This is a genomic window from Kordia sp. SMS9 (genome assembly GCF_003352465.1).
In the GTDB taxonomy this organism is placed as follows: domain Bacteria; phylum Bacteroidota; class Bacteroidia; order Flavobacteriales; family Flavobacteriaceae; genus Kordia.
This window is the reverse complement of record NZ_CP031153.1, coordinates 334,379-350,695: the sequence shown is the minus strand read 5'-3', so window position 1 is coordinate 350,695 and position 16,317 is coordinate 334,379. Positions and strand designations below refer to the sequence as shown.

Sequence of the window (16,317 nt, the reverse complement as noted above, 5' to 3'; positions counted from 1 at the left end):
AAACACGAATAAAAACACATGAAAAAAATAACTAAAATTACGTTGCTATGTTGCGTATTGCTATGTTTTACACACTGTAAAGAAAAAACTAAAGTTGCTGTAGAAACCTTTGAAATGACGCCAGAATATGCGGAAAAAATAGACAAACCTGAAGTGCATTTCAAAGTTGACATTCCTAAAAATTTACAATTTGACAAACCTGTGGAAGGCAAAAAAACATCTTCATACGGAATGATTCAAGAAAAAAATGATGATGGTGTTGTCACAGAAATGTATTCGTTCGGATACATTTCTTTAGACGGAATGGAGTTTGAAAAAAATGCGCGTTCGTTTATGGTGCAAATTCGCGATATGCTCAAAAGAGGCGGTTATAAAGTTGACAAACATGAAATTGGCATGTTACCGTTTGATGGCGAAAAATACGTGTCGTTTCAGGCAACTGCAACCATGGAAGAAGGCAAAACACCAGAATTTGTGGGCAACTATTTATTCAACGCGGTGGTAAAACCAAATCCGCACGGAAACACACACATTATTATGTTAATGGCTGCTCGCGACGATCAAAATGCAGTAACCTATGAAGATTTTAAAGACAAACTAGCCATTTCCACAGTATGGAATACTTTTAAATACTTACAATAAATCCCGTTAGTCGTTAAAAGAGGTTGCAAGTGCATGATTTTGCAGCCTCTTTTTTTAGTGAAATGAAGTTTTATTTGATTAAACCTTATATCTAACTTATCTTACATTCCAATCAATCAAAAATTCACGAATGAACAACCAAAAAGTTACTTCAATGTACATTCTCATTACCATACTTTCTGTGTTCTTTACTTGGTTCATTCACGAATTTACACATTGGCTTACGAGTGAAATGTTAGGTTATGAAGCCATCATGCGTTTGAACGGTGTTGGACCCAAAAAAGGTGTCATTCCCACAGAAGATCACCAAGCCATTATTTCTATTTCAGCACCAATCATTACCATTTTGCAAGGTGTTTTCTTTTACTTTATATTGAAATCTAAAGGTTGGAACAAATATCTATATCCGTTTCTATTTACAGCATTTTACATGCGCTTTATGGCAGGAATCATGAACTTTTTAAATCCAAATGACGAAGCGCGTTTTGGGGAATACTTAGGAATCGGAACGCATACATTGTCGCTCATCATCAGTATTTTTCTATTTACGTTGGTATATCTTATCAGTAAAAAATACAAACTGAATTGGAAGTTTCAACTTTTTACAATTATCATTATTATCATCATAAGTTGGATGATCATTATTGGAGATCAATATTTTAGGATTCAGATTATATAGCAGTTTAATTGTAACTTTTTATCCAAATTAATCACATATTTGTATGATACATTTAGAAGCGATAAAGAACTTTTTCATTGCAATAGGTTGCAGCTGTATTGTCATCATTATATTTATGATTATTAAAAGCTTTTCCAATGATTTCATAGCTTCTATTATTGTATTTCCATCGATACTTTTTTTCATCACATATAAATTGGAAAAATATAAAAACTAATTCTTAAACTTTTCAATCCAAAAATACGCAACTCTACGTATAGGAAATTCAGTAAAAAAAGAAGAATATTGTTAGTGTGAATCATCACGCAAAACGAAATCAACCAAAACTTTTCTATCTTTATAAAGATGAAACTACGCATACTCACATTCTTTCTATTACTTTCTACGCTACTCGTGGCACAAAATGGGGAAGTATCTTCTGAGGAAGCAATTGTGCTATTTGAAAAATACGAACAACAAAGTGAAGATTTCAACCAAAAAAGAGAATTTGATTCATTGCAAATCTACGCTGAAAAATTAGACAAATTACTCCCAAAACTACAAGATTCATCGTACCATTACAGAACCGATTTGATTCGCGGTTCGCTGTTTATTCGCAATACAGAATCAGACAAAGCCATGAATATCTTGTTAAAAGCAACCGAATTTTTCAAACGGCAAAAAGACTACAAAAACTATTACCGCGGTCGCTATAAAATTGGCATTTGTTATTACTACGTCAATCGCCGTGAAGAAACCAAAAACATCATGTTGGAAGTCTTTGAAAACAAACAATTCGTTGGTGAAGATGTTGCCACAAGCGCGTTGGCAAATATTGGCGCGGTTAATATTGAATTGGGCATGCAGCAGAAAAACAAGGAACTTTTGTACGATGCTATTTCTAAATTGAGCAAAGCAATTTCCATCAATCGCACCCAAAAAAAGTATACCAAATTGGCGTCTAATTATAGCTTATTAGCCGAAAGTTACAACCAATTAAAAGAACCAACACAAGCACTCAAACTATTAGACAGCGCCATCTATTTTTCTCAAAAAGATCAAAATACGGCACAAGAAGGATTTGCACTCATCAAAAAAGGCAAATTATTTTCGGATAAAAAGCAATATGTGGAAGCGCGCAACATGTTTGACAAAGCCATAAAAAACTATAAAAAGGCAAAAGACAATTCGGGATTGTTATATGGTTTTTTAGAAAAAAAGCGCCTGTTAATGTTGGAAGAAAACTATGAAGCTGCCAGCAAATTGGGCGATTCAATTTACAATCTCACCATACAAAACTACAACGAACGCTTTGCGGATGGAATTTCAGAAATGGAAACCAAGTACAAAACCGCCGAAAAAGAACGTGAAATCTTAGAACAACGCGCAGACATCGCTGAAAAAGGCTTATTGCTCCAAAAACGGCAATATCAAATATACGGAGCGTTGGCGTTGGCATTGTTGATTTTAATTTTAGGATATGTAGTGTACAATCAGCAGAAATTAAAAAACCGACAATTAATCAAAGAAAACAAACTAAAAGTTGCGCTAAAAGAAATAGAAACCCAAAACAAATTGCAGGAACAGCGTTTGCGAATTTCGCGCGATTTACACGATAATATTGGCGCGCAATTGTCGTTCATCATTTCGTCGATTGACAACTTAAAATACGCTTCCAAAGATACTTCAACGGAGTTCAAAGACAAGTTGAGTTACATCAGTGAATTCACATCTGCCACCATTGATCAATTGCGCGATACGATTTGGGCAATGAACAAAGACGAAATTTCACTAACTGATTTACAAAGCAGAACCTTGGCTTTTATTGAAAAAGCGAAAGTTGCAAAGCAAGCTGTAAAATTTACCTTTACCAATGAAGTGAATTCGAATATTCAATTTACGGCAATAGAAGGCATGCACTTGTTCAGAGTCATTCAAGAAGCGATCAACAATTCGCTCAAATATGCCAATGCGAAATTGGTTTCGGTCAACTTTCAAGAAGCGAATACACAACTTGTAATTTCTGTAAAAGACGATGGTGACGGATTTGAAAAAGAAACGGTGCAACTCGGAAACGGATTGTACAACATGCAAAAACGCATGGACGAAATCAATGCGTATATTGACATCAATTCAAAACCAGGAAACGGAACGGAGATTGTAGTGAAATATAGTATTTAGTTAGTATTGAGATGTTAGTATTGAGTATTGAGAAGTTGCAAAGTTCAGCGTTTAAAAGAAGTAAAACGAATCAGTAATAAAGGAATTAGGTCTCAGGTATTAGGAAGTTTCTAAACAAACAACAAACAAATCTATAAACCAAAAAAAACATGAAACTCAAAATTGCCATTGCGGAAGACAACCATTTTTTAGCCAAAGCTGTGATAGAAAAATTATCTTTCTTTGACGATTTTGTATTTAAGTTTAAAGCTGCAAATGGTGCGGAAATGGTGGGAAAACTTGAGGCAAATCACAATATTGATGTCATTCTGATGGACATTCAAATGCCAGAAATGGACGGCATCAAAGCAACGGAAATCATCAAAGAAAAGCATCCGCAGATCAAAATTATCATGTTAACCGTTTTTGACGATGAAGAACATATTTTCAAGGCGATTCAAGCGGGTGCAGATGGATATTTATTGAAAGAAATCAACGCGGAAAACATTCACAAATCCATTCTGGAAGTCGTGAACGATGGTGCGCCCATGTCGCCAAGTATTGCGTTGAAAGCGTTGAATTTATTACGAAATCCGCTTCAAATCACAGAGAATGATGAAGAAATTGAAAAAGTAAAACTCACCAAACGCGAAACCGATGTGTTGTTGCAATTAAGCAAAGGATTGAATTACAACGAAATCGCAGAAAACCTATTCATCTCTTCCGGAACCATCCGCAAACACATAGAAAACATATACCGAAAACTACAAGTACACAACAAAATGGAAGCCGTACAAAAAGCAAAATCGCAAAAGCTTATTTAAGTTAGTATTGAGTATTGAGATGTTAGTATTGAGATATCTTCAAAGTAACTATTTTCTATATAATCATATATTTTGATTCGAGAATAATTCGTGAATTCGTAAAAAGTTTTTAATAAGTATTGAGATGTTAGTATTGAGTTGTTGTTGTGGAGTGATCAACGTTTTTCCAATTCTTGTTCCAACTCAAAACGTCTTTTTTTGATGCTTTTTCGTGATTTTTTATAGATCGAATTTTCCTCATTACTATTCAAGTCTTCAATCAAAAATTGAAGTTCCTCAATTGTAAGTTCATTCGGTTTTTTAAAGTGAAGTCGCGCATCAAATTCAATGGGTTCCAAACGCTCATTCTCTAATGCGGTAATACGTTCTTTCGGAATATTTACATCCACATCAACGAGTTCATAACCCTTTTTCGGCAATTCAGTTCTTCCAATAATTTTAAGATATTCAGGCAAAATTCGTTTCTCAACCGCAATTGTTCCGCCGCCAAAACGATGTCTATCAGTTAAATTTTTCTTTGGGTTTGAAATCCAATATTCATCATCTGTTTCCACATCAAAATAATTTCCAGCAATTCCACTGCCGCCCAAACTCTGAAAAGCAGTATTATTAAAATAAAGTGTTTTTCCACTTTTGGAAAACGAAACCATTCCAATCCACGCCGGACCGTTATCGTTGTAACTACTTTTCAATTCGATATACTTAATTTGTGATTTCACAGCTACTTCATTTGGATACTCAAAATAGTTATTTTACAACAATTTCTTTAATATATGAGGAAAAATCTTCTTCTTTTATGTTTAATTTCTCTTTGATAAACTTAAAGAAATCTTCATCGGTATCTACAGTTCGCAATCCTTCAATAACGCCGTCCATTCCGTGTTCTTCAAATACCTTCTTACAAATAATTCCACCAATCACATAACGAAATTCTGTATTGTGTTGTCCATTGGGAATATAACCACGCAATTCGGATAAAGAAATTTCAAAATCTGGATTTTCTAAAACATACGCTTTTAATTTTTGTATATGCCATTCCAAATCATAGCCGCTACTTCCGCCCATATATGTTGCAAAACCTTCGTTCAACCAAAAATGATTAGCGTTAGGATAAAGCTCATACGTATAATTATGAACCAATTCGTGCGCATAATAAGTAGAATTATTTCCAGCATACACAATTCGATTTTGAACATCAGCAACACCGCCAGTTTGTCCAGGAATGTAAATTTTAGACATATACTCATAGCCTAACAAACGCACAATTTCTCTAGAATAACTGCTCACAAAATAATCAAACGAAATAGGAGAAGTCCTAAGTTTTTTTGCAATTTCCTCATTAAAGACGTTCATGCGTACAGCATCTTTCTCCTCAAATTGATGCATGGGATGAATGTAATATGTAATGTTGCCAACCTGCTTTTTTTGCCAAATATCTTTGTGATATTGCGAGCTGTTGACAAGCAAATATTGTCCATTCACTTTTTTAGCATACACCGAAAGGATAGCTTCTAAAACAACGGTATTATCTTCGGTAAGATGCGCTAAAGAGGTTTTAACGGCGTAATGACCATTTTCAACGGCAAAGATGCCTAGTATCGTGCATTGTACTTTTGGCGTTCTTGTACGAAGCGATCTAAGATCCACCATCCATAAAAAATAATCAGGAATTCGGTATTGACTTGTGTCCCAAAAAGTAGTTGCTACATTTTGATACTCTCCAGATTGTAAATAGTTTGTCCAAAGTGCTATAATTTCTTTCTCTTCAGGATCGTTTGCATTCTCCATATTGGCATCAATCTTTACCTCAAAAGTAGTTTCATTTTGTGTATACCCAATGGAGCTTGTAATGAAAAAGAGTAGTAGTAAAGTTTGTTTCATAATTAGTTTGTAAGTGTCTAACATACGAAACGAAAGCTTTTAAAATATATTATTTATAAGTGTAACTTGTCGCGAAAAAGCAGAAGAAGTTTAGAATTTTAAATTTTAAATTGAAAATAACTCATAACAGGAGCAAAGCGACCAACTCACAATAATAAAAAAATGTGAACCGCTAAATATAAAATGAAAAAGTATTTTTAAAACACCAAACTAATGCGGCAACTTATCTTTCAACAAACCATACACAAACGTTCCCAACAATGCTGCAACAATCACCACTAAAATTGGCAAAAATCCTGCGCCTAACAAGGTAAACATTGGTCCAGGACATGCACCAGCCAATGCCCAACCGAATCCGAATAAAATTCCACCAAAGATATAGCGCTTAAACTTTCTTTGTTTCGGGAAGAAGTGAATTCTCTCTCCGTAAAATGATTTGATATCAAAGCGTTTAATTACAAATGTACCTATAACGCCCAAAACGACAGCAACACCAATAATTCCGTACATGTGAAACGATTCAAACTTGAACATTTCATAAATGCGAAACCACGAAGCAGCTTCCGACTTAAACATGGTAATTCCGAATACAATTCCGATTAATAAATATGTAAGTGTTCTCATAATTAAAAAAGTAAAGGGAAAATAAAGTGAATCATAAGTAAACCGCCAATAAAGAAGCCAATGACAGCAAGGAGTGAAGGCAATTGTAAATTACTCAATCCTGAAATGGCATGTCCAGAAGTGCATCCGCCCGCATACCGTGCGCCAAAACCGACTAAAAATCCGCCAATAATCAATAATGAAAGGTTTTTTACATCAGCAAAAACATCCAAAGAAAATAACGTTTCGGGTAAATAAGCTGTTCCTGCACTTTCAAATCCCAACGCTTGTAAATCTGCAACCGTTTTTGGATTGATCGCCACCGCATCACTTACTGTTAGGAATTCATGAGCAATAAATCCACCAATAATCGCTCCTACAACTACTGTTAAATTCCAACGCTGTGCTTTCCAATCAAAACGAAAAAAATCAGCCTTATTTCCAGCGCCGCACATACTACACATCGTACGCAAGTTGCTCGACATTCCAAAGTTTTTTCCAACGAGGATCAGCAAAAACATAATCAAAGCAATCATAAAACCTGAAACGTACCAAGGCCAAGGTTCGTATATCCAATTCATACCAAAATTTTTAACAAAAGAAATAAAATTATACGATGTAAAAAGTAACTTAGGTTACAAAATCGCGAAAATTGACCGAATTCACTATTTTTATCGGTATGAAACAACAAATTTTAGCTGAAATTGTAGGAAATACAGATATTTATCTGCTCGATCAAATTCTAAAAGGACGTTACAAACCGCATGATGTACTCTTAGATGCAGGTTGTGGAAGCGGACGAAATTTGCAGTATTTTCACGAAAGTGGTTTTGATTTTTTTGCGATAGATTCCAATGCAGAACACGTTGAAAATTTACAACAACGCTATCCAAAATCTGCTGCCAATTGTAAAGTCGCCACTGTAGAAGAGTTGCCTTTTCCTGATCAAACTTTTGATCATGTGTTGTGCAATGCGGTGTTGCATTTTGCCAAAAGTGAAGCACATTTTAAAGAAATGTTTTTTGAATTGGTACGTGTGTTGAAAAAAGAAGGAAGTTTATTTATACGAATGACTTCAGATATTGGTATTGAAGGCAAACCTACGCATTTGCAAAATGGCGTGTATTTTTTACCAGATGCATCTGAGCGTTTTCTGCTGACGCGTACAGTATTGAATGAAATCTTAAAAACACATCAACTTTCGCTATTAGAACCTGTAAAAAGCACCAACGTGCACGACTTGCGAAGTATGACGACATTGGTATTGTCAAAATAGTTACTTCCAAGCTTTGTAGCCACCTTTCAAATCGTATATTTTTTTGAAACCTATTTTCAGAAGTTTTTTGGCAGCGCGTTGACTTCTAAGCCCAGATCGACAATAGAGATACACAGGTTTTTCACGATTAAAACCAGCAAAATTTTCATTAAAGTTAGCACGATCGAAAAAGTCAATATTCACAGCATTTTCAATATGTCCAGCGTTGAATTCTAGCTTGGTGCGTACGTCAACTAATTGAACATCTCCAGCAGCAATAGCGTCTTTGAATGTTGTTGCATCCAAAATTTTTATAGCATCTGCCGAAGATGTTTTGTCGCCAAATAAGGAGTTAATAAAAGACATTAGATTGGGGTTTAGGGGGATTTCTTAGATGCAATATTAGCACAATTCTGTTTCTAGGACAGTAACCAAAGTTACAAAGTTCGTGTTGCAATCTATTTTTAACTAATTTTTAAGAAATAAAAGATGATTTTTTGTAGCATATCGAGCACAGTTGATCGGTTTTTTATCATACCAAATTTCATAAACAGTTGTATTTTCAATTGCACTCGATAGTGATTTTATAAACTTGACGGACATACATATTCCGACACAGGAATGTCTGTTTCTTTAATCGCTTTAAATCCACCTTCTATATTAACCAGGTTGTGAATGCCTCTACTTTTTAAGATAGAAGCTGCAATGACACTTCGGTATCCGCCAGCGCAATGGACAAAGAAAGTTTCTTCTTGTGGAAATTCCGCTAAGTGCGAATTGATATAATGTAATGGTGTGTTTTTGGCTTCGATTACGTGTTCTGAAGCAAACTCACTTTCGCGACGAACATCAAAAACAGCGAGTTCATTTTGAAAAGCTTCTTGAAAGGTTTCCGTTGAAATTGAGCTGATTGTATCATATTCTTTAGCGGCTTTTTTCCAAGCGTTAAATCCGCCTTGCAAATATCCTAATGTATGATCAAAACCAACTCTCGACAAACGTGTCACGGCTTCTTCTTCACGATTTTCGGGAGTTACCAAAAGAATTGGTTGTTTTGTATCCGCAATCAACGCGCCAACCCAAGGTGCAAAACTTCCGTCCAAGCCAATAAAGATAGATCGCGGAATGTGTCCTTTGACAAATTCATGTTGAGGACGCACGTCTAAAACAATCGCGTTGGTTTCATTGGCAATCACTTCAAATTCTGTGGGTGATAATGCCGTGGTTCCACGTTTTAGTACTTCTGAAATGTCGTCGTAGCCTTCTTTGTTAAGTTTTACATTTTCGGGGAAATAACTTGGTGGCGGCAACAAACCATCTGTCACTTCTTTAATAAATTCTGCTTTGGTCATATCTGCACGTAAGGCATAATTCACTTTCTTCTGATTGCCTAGCGTATCCATGGTTTCTTTCATCATGTTTTTTCCGCAGGCAGAACCAGCTCCATGCGCAGGATACACTATTACTTCGTCAGCTAACGGCATGATTTTTTCGCGCAAGCTATCGTATAAATGACTTGCTAAATCTTCTACCGTAATCGCACCTGTTTTTTGTGCTAAATCGGGTCTTCCAACATCGCCTAAAAATAATGTGTCGCCACTAAACAATGCATGATCTTTTCCGTTTTCATCACGCAAAAGATAGGACGTACTTTCCATGGTATGTCCTGGTGTGTGTAATGCAATAATAGTGATGTTTCCAAGTGTAAATTCCTGCTGATCTTCGGCAATAAGTGCTTTAAACGTAGGATTTGCATTAGGACCGTAGATAATTGGCGCACCTGTTTTTTCGGCAAGTGTTACATGTCCGCTAACAAAATCGGCATGAAAATGTGTTTCAAAAATGTATTTTACAGTCGCGTTTTGTTGTGCTGCTTTGTCAATATAGGGTTGTACTTCACGTAATGGATCAATAATTGCCACTTCGCCATTACTTTCTATGTAATATGCGCCTTGTGCCAAGCACCCTGTGTATATTTGTTCTATGTTCATGAGGTCTAATTTTTGAGATAAAAGTACATCGCGAAACATTTATACACAGTAACTTATGTTACAGAATTGCCTTTTGTGAATTTTTATTGCTTCACGAAAAACTCCATGTAGAAGATGAAAATAGCCATGACAAAAATGAAATAGCCAAATCCTTTTTTGAGTTTTTTTCCATCGACGAAATTCCCTAGATAACTCCCAATAAAGATTCCGATGAGTGAAATGGTTGTGAAAATAGCTAAGAATTGCCAATCAATTTCCATCGTTAATGCATCTCCCAAAAAGAAGCCTAGTAAGGATTTAAACGCAATAATTACTAAAGAAGTTCCAACAGCGACTTTCATTTCAACATTTGCCAATAAAACCAACGCAGGGATGATTAAAAAACCACCGCCAGCACCAATCATTCCTGTAATGGAGCCTACAACTAAACCTTCTAGGATGATTAATGGATAATTGTATGAAATGGTGCCTGCATTTTCTTTTTCTTTGCGTTCTTTCAGCATGGAAATAGCTGCGGGAAACATGAGTGCGGCAAACAAACCGAACATGCCCATTCTGCGCGTAAATTCAAAATTTCCAATGGTACATAAAATATCTGGCAATGCAGGAATTACATAATAGCGTACGATTGTGACTCCAATAATGGAAGGAATACCAAAAACGATTGCGGTTCGCCAGTCAACAAAGCCTTTCATATGCTGTTTCAGTCCACCAACAAGTGCGCTGGTTCCTACAATAAATAGTGAATATGCAGTGGCTACTTTTTCGTTCACAGCAAATAGATACGCAAGCACGGGAACTGCTAATATAGAGCCGCCACCGCCAATAAGACCTAGAGAAATTCCAATAATCAAGGCACTAACATAGCCAAGTATTTCCATAATTGTTGGGTGTTTGTCAGTGCAAAGAACAGAATCGTATGCGCATTTTGCAGTAACAAAAGTTACATAATTAGTCTAAATTTATGATTTTAATATGATTTCTATGCAATTCAATGCGTCCCATTTGTTCTAATTTCTTTAAAAGTCGTGATATTACAACTCTGGAACTGTGCAAATCGTAGGCAATTTCTTGATGTGTGTTGTGAATGGTATTGGTTTTGTTGATGCGGACTTTTTCTTTAAGATAATTGAGTAAGCGTTGGTCCATTTTTTCAAATGCAACGCTGTCCAAAATGTGCAATACTTCGTTGAGTCGCGTGTGATAGCTTTGAAACACAAAATCGCGCCACGATTTGTATTTGGCAGTCCATTCTTCCATTTTTTGCACAGGAACCATGATCAATTTTGTGTCTTGTTCTGCTACAGCTTTAATTTCGCTTTTCGTGTGTCCCATACAGCAATTCATCGTCATAGAACAGGTTTCGCCACTTTCTAAATAGTAGAGTAGAAGTTCGTCGCCTTCTTTGTCTTCTCGCATGACTTTCATAGCTCCCGAAATTAACAAAGGAACACCGCGAATATAATCGCCAATCGCTAACATCGTAAAACCTGCAGGAACTTCTTTAAACGTGCCAACTTGTGCAATTTCATTCAGAAGTTCTTCTTCAAACAGCTGTCCGTAATTGTCTTTAAGTTCTTGAATCATGAGTGCGATTTGGTGTTTTAGTTTTCTTTTAAAAGTACTAAAAGTATTTGAGTATCAAAATTAGTTTTTTTAAGTTTTTGTGCTGTAACAAAGGTTACATTATTATTTTGTAAGAAATACCATTTAAAACAAAATTCTCTATTTTTATGGGAACCATCTAAATTATATCATGAGTGAGTTCAAAATTCCTAAGGAAAATTGGAAGTCAATTTCCATTGATTCCGCTTTATTTATCTTGAATGAAAGTAAAGATTATATTGATTACACGTTAAAAGAATCTGAAAGTATAACCAGTCGATCATATTCGCTAGTACTTGTGTTAGTTACTTTGTTGTCAGCAATCATAGGATATACCTATAGTAAAGTTGTAGAAGGTGAATTAAGCAATATTATCTATATTAACTTCTTTTTTATTTTCACGATCGTGATGCTTGTCATCTATTTGTCGATCATTATTTTTCCAAAAAAGATGATTGTAAAAGGAAGAATGCCCAAAGAATTAGCATTAAAAAACGTTTTGATCACTCCAAAATTGACAGATAAACAAAATTATTTAGCATTTATTATCCAAGAAATTGAAAATTCACAACACAAAATAGATTTTAATCTACGAAAAAACGCACTCAGAAGAAGCAAGCTCAAAATGACAATGTACACCATTATTGTCTTGATGCCAATTTACTTGATTATTGCATTTTTTACCATCTAAGCAGGCAATGCCAATAAGCTTATATTATATGCGATCGTCTAAATCTTCAGATGTTTTCGGACTTGGTGGTAACGGATGTTCTACTTCCCGTAAAGTTTCTGTGGGTGGAGTCTTTGTAAAACCGGGGAAATCATCTTCATCATCAAAATATAAATGTGCCATAATTTTTGGGATTATCTTTTCTTACATAAATATATGAAAATTTGTCAATATAAGATGGTTTATTGCAATTCAGGAAATTCTTGTAGTTTTTCTTGTTTATTTTGATCGAATTTTGGGAAAAGATAATTTTTGTGAGAAGCCTTGAAATACAGTTGAATATGCGTTTTATTGTTTTCACGAATGCACTTTTTGAAGTTGTATCAGCAATTTCAAACACTACTTTTGTCAATTTCTGAATGTTATTTGCATGCGTGATTGATTCCGAGGCAGCTTCTTCTGTAAAACCAAAACGCGGGAAACCAATCGTTTCTTTTCCAGCTTTATTGGAAAAAACGAATATGTGATATTTGTATGAAAAGATGTTTTTAAAAATCCTATAAAGCTTCTATTTGCTTCATGATTTCTTCTGCTTCCGCAGTTTTCTGATCGCTCAATTTTCTATTGCTAGTCGATAAGTTAAAAGCTTCTTGTGTAAGTTTGTTGTACTTTTCGTAGAGTTTGTCTTTTTCTGATTTCTTTTTGAATAATCCGAACATAATTTTCTTTTTTTAGCACTGTAAAGATACGACTTATATAGCTAATATAGAAAAGCCAAAGTTTCTTTAAGAATACTTTGGCTTTTTTATTGTATGTATGTTTTAGGAATTGATGTATGAGCTTAATGACTAGAAAAAAGTAACTTTTCCATTGCTAATATCATACATTCCGCCTACAATTTTGATGTCTTCATCACGTTCCATATCTGCTAATACAGGGCTTTGTTTGCGAATATTTTCAATGGTCATTTCTACATTTTTAACCGCAACATTATTGACAAATTCTATGTTCTTAGAATTTCGCAAACTTTCATCTGTTGGTTCTTTGACAGCATCTACCGCAGGCTCAATTTTGTTGATCAAAGCCGTTAAGTTTCCAAGTCTGGCATGATCACAAGCGCCTTTTACCGCACCACAAGCAGTATGACCTAATACTACAATGACTTTGGTGCCTGCAAGTTTACACGCAAATTCCATACTTCCCAAAATATCTTGGTTGACAAAGTTTCCTGCAATTCGGACACTAAAAATATCTCCAATTCCTTGATCAAAAATCAGTTCAGAGGAAACACGCGAATCAATACAACTTAAAACCGTTGCAAATGGATATTGCCCTGTACTTGTATCAGAAACTTGATCGAGTAAGTCGCGAGAAACCTGCGTATTGTCCATAAAACGTTTGTTTCCATCTTTCAAAGCTTGGATTGACGAATCTGGAGTCATGACAGCTTGTGTTTCTTTTGTTTGTGCTTTCATATATAATTAATTAGTGTTATTGTAATTGAATAGTTGATTTGTGGTTTACGATTAAAATTGGCACATTGATTTTATGAATCGCTTCTTTAATGTTAGAGGTTAAACTGCGCAAACGTCTGCTATTTTTGTTGGTATTATGCGGATTGATACAAAGCAGTTCAATATTATTTTTAGCCACGTATTTTGCAATATGATTCATGGTATTGCTTCCGTTTTGAAACTCAAATGTAACGACGTTTTCGGCTGTTTTTTCTGATGATTTTGCAGCGACACCATCTGTGTATACATAAAACCGTTTGATTGGGTTTTTAAGATGTTTGCGCAAATCATTAGCCATTTCAAGTGGTAATTCGTCCGCCGTTGTATTGAGCATTCCTAGCGATGAAATTTCAGCAGAACTCAACGCTTTATCTTTTCCAGAAATTAATACCGAACCTTCAAACGAGTTGATAATGAACTTTGTAAAACTATCGCCAAAAAAATCGACAAATTTAGGTTTGCGCTTTCCTAATACAATAATATCCGGTTGCGTTTGTGTAATATGTGTTTGAGTTTCGTCTTTCAAATTTCCTAAAACACAGCGTGTGCGGATAGAAACATTGTATTTCTTAGCAATTGACTTTGCGATACTTTTTAACTTTGATTTTGAGCGAATTCGCGCTTCATCAATAGAACGTATGGTTGCATGTTGATTTTCATATTCAGCAACATTAGATGGTTTCAATACATGAAAAACATCAATACTTCCACCAATAATCTTAGAGAGATTTACGGCGTTTTCCAAAGCAATATTACTAGCTTTAGAAAGATCGGTCAATACTAATAATTTATATTTTGACGTATTCATACGATATCTTTTTTTAGATGAAAATTTGGCTTAGGCGCTTTTTTCAAGTTGGAAGAATTCTATAAAACTTGGTGGATTTTCCACAACGCCACGCTGTGAAATCAACTTAATATCAATATTTCTGTTGCGTGCTTTTTCTGAAAAATCTTCTAAAATTTCAATAATATCATTATCTAAGAAATGTGTTTTACGAACGTCAATCTCTAAAAACGTATCTCTTGGCAAACTGTCTAGTTCTTTTAAAATAGCACCTTTGTTAAAGAAGGTTACTTCTTCCGCCAAGGTCATCTTAATTTTGTGTTTTCCATTACTCTTATCTTCAATATGTAAAAAGTGAGAATTTTGAAAACTCTTGTATAAAATAACGACGATACCTACCGCAAGTCCGAGTCCAATTCCCCATAACAAGTCGATAAACACAATTCCAGCAATGGTGACGATAAACGGCACAAACTGCATCCATCCAGCATTCCACATGCTTTTAAAGGTAGATGGTTTTGCTAACTTATATCCAACTAATAATAAGATGGCTGCCAATACAGAAAGTGGAATTTTATTTAATATTGTTGGAATTAAAATCACAGAAACAATTAAAAAGAAACCGTGAATAATCGCAGACATTTTTGTACGTCCACCTGATTGAATGTTGGCAGAACTTCTCACAATTACTTGTGTAATTGGCAATCCACCAATCAATCCAGAAAACATGTTTCCAACACCTTGTGCTATCAACTCTCTATTTGTTGGAGTCACACGCTTTAGCGGATCTAACTTATCCGTTGCTTCCACACATAATAAAGTTTCTAAACTTGCCACCAATGCAATGGTAAACCCTGTAATCAATACTTCAGGATTGGTAATTGCACCCCAGTTTGGAAATTGAAACTGACCAAAAAAGGAACTCATTGTTTCTGGTACAGGAACATTTACTAAGTTTTTATCGGCAATTGCAAAAGCTTCAGAATCGCCAAGAATTACATAAAATATAATCCCAACAACTACCGCTACTAAAGGTCCTTGTATCAATTGAAATATTTTAGCTTTCTTCATCAAGAAGTTTTGCCATAACAAAAGAATTCCCAATCCTATAACTGCAATCATCGTATTTCCTAAACTAATTTTGGGAAATGTAGAAGCGATGGCAGCAAATGTGCCTTCTCCTTTTACAGGAATGTACCCGAAAAAGTATGGAATTTCTTTTAAAATGATAATAATACCGATTCCCGTTAGCATTCCTTTAATGACAGAAGAAGGAAAAAAGTATCCAATAATTCCGGCTTTAAGTACTCCAAATAGAATTTGAATGACACCTGCAATGACAACGGCAACTAGAAAATCTTTAAAACCGAGTGAACCAATAGCAATAAAAACGATGGCAGCCAAACCAGCCGCAGGACCACTGACTCCAATTTGAGAACCGCTAATGATACCAACAACGATACCACCAACAATACCCGCAATAATACCTGAAAATAAAGGAGCTCCACTGGCTAATGCAATTCCTAAACAGAGCGGAAGTGCCACGAAGAAAACGACAATACTAGCGGGGAAATCCGCTTTTAAATTTTTAAATGGATTTGAACTATGCATGATAGTAAATGATGTTTTTTTTTGAATTGAATACGCAGTACATGTTGGACTTGCGCTCAATTCGTAGTTAGCTTAATATTTTAAATTTGGGATTGAACAATGCTCTATAAGGTGTG

19 protein-coding genes are annotated in these 16,317 nt (G+C 35.1%); 6 read left to right on the top strand and 13 right to left on the bottom strand.

Going from position 1 to position 16,317, the window contains the following annotated elements:
- Nucleotides 1–18 precede the first annotated feature (18 nt).
- The 4 genes from KORDIASMS9_RS01605 (at nt 19) to KORDIASMS9_RS01590 (ending at nt 4,284) form a co-directional block, all read left to right on the top strand.
- Nucleotides 19–642, top strand: coding sequence for a hypothetical protein (locus KORDIASMS9_RS01605; RefSeq protein WP_114901164.1), 624 nt, complete (start codon nt 19–21; stop codon nt 640–642).
- A 130-nt stretch (nt 643–772) separates the two neighbouring features.
- Nucleotides 773–1,321, top strand: coding sequence for a hypothetical protein (locus KORDIASMS9_RS01600; protein WP_114901163.1), 549 nt, complete (start codon nt 773–775; stop codon nt 1,319–1,321).
- A gap of 345 nt (nt 1,322–1,666) precedes the next feature.
- A complete protein-coding gene (locus KORDIASMS9_RS01595) occupies nt 1,667–3,481 on the top strand; it encodes a tetratricopeptide repeat-containing sensor histidine kinase (protein WP_114901162.1) in 1,815 nt (604 codons plus the stop codon).
- A gap of 149 nt (nt 3,482–3,630) precedes the next feature.
- Nucleotides 3,631–4,284: a response regulator transcription factor gene (locus KORDIASMS9_RS01590; protein WP_114901161.1), complete on the top strand. Its 654-nt coding sequence runs from the start codon at nt 3,631–3,633 to the stop codon at nt 4,282–4,284.
- Between the two features lie 155 nt (nt 4,285–4,439).
- Here KORDIASMS9_RS01590 and KORDIASMS9_RS01585 read toward each other — a convergent pair whose 3' ends face one another.
- The 4 genes from KORDIASMS9_RS01585 to KORDIASMS9_RS01570 all read right to left on the bottom strand — a co-directional run bounded on the left by KORDIASMS9_RS01585 (nt 4,440) and on the right by KORDIASMS9_RS01570 (nt 7,349).
- Nucleotides 4,440–5,003: a hypothetical protein gene (locus KORDIASMS9_RS01585; RefSeq protein ID WP_205318024.1), complete on the bottom strand. Its 564-nt coding sequence runs from the start codon at nt 5,001–5,003 to the stop codon at nt 4,440–4,442.
- Between the two features lie 28 nt (nt 5,004–5,031).
- Entirely contained in the window at nt 5,032–6,165 is a 1,134-nt protein-coding gene (locus KORDIASMS9_RS01580) for a hypothetical protein (RefSeq protein WP_114901160.1), read from the bottom strand.
- Between the two features lie 210 nt (nt 6,166–6,375).
- Nucleotides 6,376–6,789: a YeeE/YedE family protein gene (locus tag KORDIASMS9_RS01575; protein ID WP_114901159.1), complete on the bottom strand. Its 414-nt coding sequence runs from the start codon at nt 6,787–6,789 to the stop codon at nt 6,376–6,378.
- Nucleotides 6,790–6,791: 2 nt separating this feature from the next.
- Nucleotides 6,792–7,349, bottom strand: coding sequence for a YeeE/YedE family protein (locus KORDIASMS9_RS01570; protein WP_114901158.1), 558 nt, complete (start codon nt 7,347–7,349; stop codon nt 6,792–6,794).
- A gap of 98 nt (nt 7,350–7,447) precedes the next feature.
- On the opposite strand from KORDIASMS9_RS01570, the gene KORDIASMS9_RS01565 reads away from it, so the two are divergent.
- Nucleotides 7,448–8,044, top strand: a complete 597-nt coding sequence (locus tag KORDIASMS9_RS01565) for a bifunctional 2-polyprenyl-6-hydroxyphenol methylase/3-demethylubiquinol 3-O-methyltransferase UbiG (protein ID WP_114901157.1) — start codon at nt 7,448–7,450, stop codon at nt 8,042–8,044.
- Here the strand turns inward: KORDIASMS9_RS01565 and KORDIASMS9_RS01560 are convergent, their stop codons facing one another.
- From KORDIASMS9_RS01560 to KORDIASMS9_RS01545, 4 genes are all read right to left on the bottom strand, one after another.
- Nucleotides 8,045–8,389 (bottom strand): rhodanese-like domain-containing protein, encoded by a 345-nt coding sequence (locus tag KORDIASMS9_RS01560; protein ID WP_114901156.1) that lies wholly within the window; start codon nt 8,387–8,389, stop codon nt 8,045–8,047. It lies immediately after the preceding gene.
- A 218-nt stretch (nt 8,390–8,607) separates the two neighbouring features.
- Nucleotides 8,608–10,014: a rhodanese-like domain-containing protein gene (locus KORDIASMS9_RS01555; protein WP_114905116.1), complete on the bottom strand. Its 1,407-nt coding sequence runs from the start codon at nt 10,012–10,014 to the stop codon at nt 8,608–8,610.
- 83 nt (nt 10,015–10,097) lie between these two features.
- Nucleotides 10,098–10,895: a sulfite exporter TauE/SafE family protein gene (locus KORDIASMS9_RS01550; RefSeq protein ID WP_114901155.1), complete on the bottom strand. Its 798-nt coding sequence runs from the start codon at nt 10,893–10,895 to the stop codon at nt 10,098–10,100.
- Nucleotides 10,896–10,965: 70 nt separating this feature from the next.
- The gene (locus tag KORDIASMS9_RS01545) at nt 10,966–11,601 is read right to left on the bottom strand and encodes a Crp/Fnr family transcriptional regulator (protein ID WP_114901154.1); all 636 of its coding nucleotides are present in this window, start codon (nt 11,599–11,601) and stop codon (nt 10,966–10,968) included.
- Nucleotides 11,602–11,770: 169 nt separating this feature from the next.
- Between KORDIASMS9_RS01545 and KORDIASMS9_RS01540 the strand changes: the two genes are divergently transcribed.
- On the top strand, nt 11,771–12,310 hold the full coding sequence (locus KORDIASMS9_RS01540; protein ID WP_114901153.1) for a hypothetical protein: 540 nt from the start codon (nt 11,771–11,773) through the stop codon (nt 12,308–12,310).
- Between the two features lie 24 nt (nt 12,311–12,334).
- Here the strand turns inward: KORDIASMS9_RS01540 and KORDIASMS9_RS22995 are convergent, their stop codons facing one another.
- From KORDIASMS9_RS22995 to KORDIASMS9_RS01520, 5 genes are all read right to left on the bottom strand, one after another.
- Nucleotides 12,335–12,472, bottom strand: coding sequence for a hypothetical protein (locus KORDIASMS9_RS22995; protein WP_162819715.1), 138 nt, complete (start codon nt 12,470–12,472; stop codon nt 12,335–12,337).
- A gap of 374 nt (nt 12,473–12,846) precedes the next feature.
- Nucleotides 12,847–13,008 carry a Lacal_2735 family protein gene (locus KORDIASMS9_RS01535; RefSeq protein ID WP_114901152.1) on the bottom strand — a complete coding sequence of 54 codons (162 nt, stop codon included), beginning with the start codon at nt 13,006–13,008 and terminating at the stop codon, nt 12,847–12,849.
- Between the two features lie 129 nt (nt 13,009–13,137).
- Complete coding sequence (locus KORDIASMS9_RS01530) at nt 13,138–13,764, bottom strand: carbonic anhydrase family protein (protein ID WP_114901151.1); 627 nt, start codon at nt 13,762–13,764, stop codon at nt 13,138–13,140.
- A gap of 16 nt (nt 13,765–13,780) precedes the next feature.
- On the bottom strand, nt 13,781–14,611 hold the full coding sequence (locus tag KORDIASMS9_RS01525; RefSeq protein ID WP_114901150.1) for a universal stress protein: 831 nt from the start codon (nt 14,609–14,611) through the stop codon (nt 13,781–13,783).
- A 30-nt stretch (nt 14,612–14,641) separates the two neighbouring features.
- On the bottom strand, nt 14,642–16,201 hold the full coding sequence (locus tag KORDIASMS9_RS01520; protein WP_114905115.1) for a SulP family inorganic anion transporter: 1,560 nt from the start codon (nt 16,199–16,201) through the stop codon (nt 14,642–14,644).
- Nucleotides 16,202–16,317: the final 116 nt, after the last annotated feature.

Coding starts and splice junctions, on each gene's coding strand:
- KORDIASMS9_RS01565 (WP_114901157.1), top strand. CDS start 7,448: ATGAAACAACAAATTTTAGCTGAAATTGTAGGAAATACAGATATTTAT.
- KORDIASMS9_RS01535 (WP_114901152.1), bottom strand. CDS start 13,008: ATGTTCGGATTATTCAAAAAGAAATCAGAAAAAGACAAACTCTACGAA.
- KORDIASMS9_RS01595 (WP_114901162.1), top strand. CDS start 1,667: ATGAAACTACGCATACTCACATTCTTTCTATTACTTTCTACGCTACTC.
- KORDIASMS9_RS01550 (WP_114901155.1), bottom strand. CDS start 10,895: ATGGAAATACTTGGCTATGTTAGTGCCTTGATTATTGGAATTTCTCTA.
- KORDIASMS9_RS01545 (WP_114901154.1), bottom strand. CDS start 11,601: ATGATTCAAGAACTTAAAGACAATTACGGACAGCTGTTTGAAGAAGAA.
- KORDIASMS9_RS01530 (WP_114901151.1), bottom strand. CDS start 13,764: ATGAAAGCACAAACAAAAGAAACACAAGCTGTCATGACTCCAGATTCG.
- KORDIASMS9_RS01575 (WP_114901159.1), bottom strand. CDS start 6,789: ATGAGAACACTTACATATTTATTAATCGGAATTGTATTCGGAATTACC.
- KORDIASMS9_RS01525 (WP_114901150.1), bottom strand. CDS start 14,611: ATGAATACGTCAAAATATAAATTATTAGTATTGACCGATCTTTCTAAA.
- KORDIASMS9_RS01555 (WP_114905116.1), bottom strand. CDS start 10,014: ATGAACATAGAACAAATATACACAGGGTGCTTGGCACAAGGCGCATAT.
- KORDIASMS9_RS01580 (WP_114901160.1), bottom strand. CDS start 6,165: ATGAAACAAACTTTACTACTACTCTTTTTCATTACAAGCTCCATTGGG.
- KORDIASMS9_RS01605 (WP_114901164.1), top strand. CDS start 19: ATGAAAAAAATAACTAAAATTACGTTGCTATGTTGCGTATTGCTATGT.
- KORDIASMS9_RS01560 (WP_114901156.1), bottom strand. CDS start 8,389: ATGTCTTTTATTAACTCCTTATTTGGCGACAAAACATCTTCGGCAGAT.
- KORDIASMS9_RS01520 (WP_114905115.1), bottom strand. CDS start 16,201: ATGCATAGTTCAAATCCATTTAAAAATTTAAAAGCGGATTTCCCCGCT.
- KORDIASMS9_RS01600 (WP_114901163.1), top strand. CDS start 773: ATGAACAACCAAAAAGTTACTTCAATGTACATTCTCATTACCATACTT.
- KORDIASMS9_RS01540 (WP_114901153.1), top strand. CDS start 11,771: ATGAGTGAGTTCAAAATTCCTAAGGAAAATTGGAAGTCAATTTCCATT.
- KORDIASMS9_RS01590 (WP_114901161.1), top strand. CDS start 3,631: ATGAAACTCAAAATTGCCATTGCGGAAGACAACCATTTTTTAGCCAAA.
- KORDIASMS9_RS22995 (WP_162819715.1), bottom strand. CDS start 12,472: ATGGCACATTTATATTTTGATGATGAAGATGATTTCCCCGGTTTTACA.
- KORDIASMS9_RS01570 (WP_114901158.1), bottom strand. CDS start 7,349: ATGAATTGGATATACGAACCTTGGCCTTGGTACGTTTCAGGTTTTATG.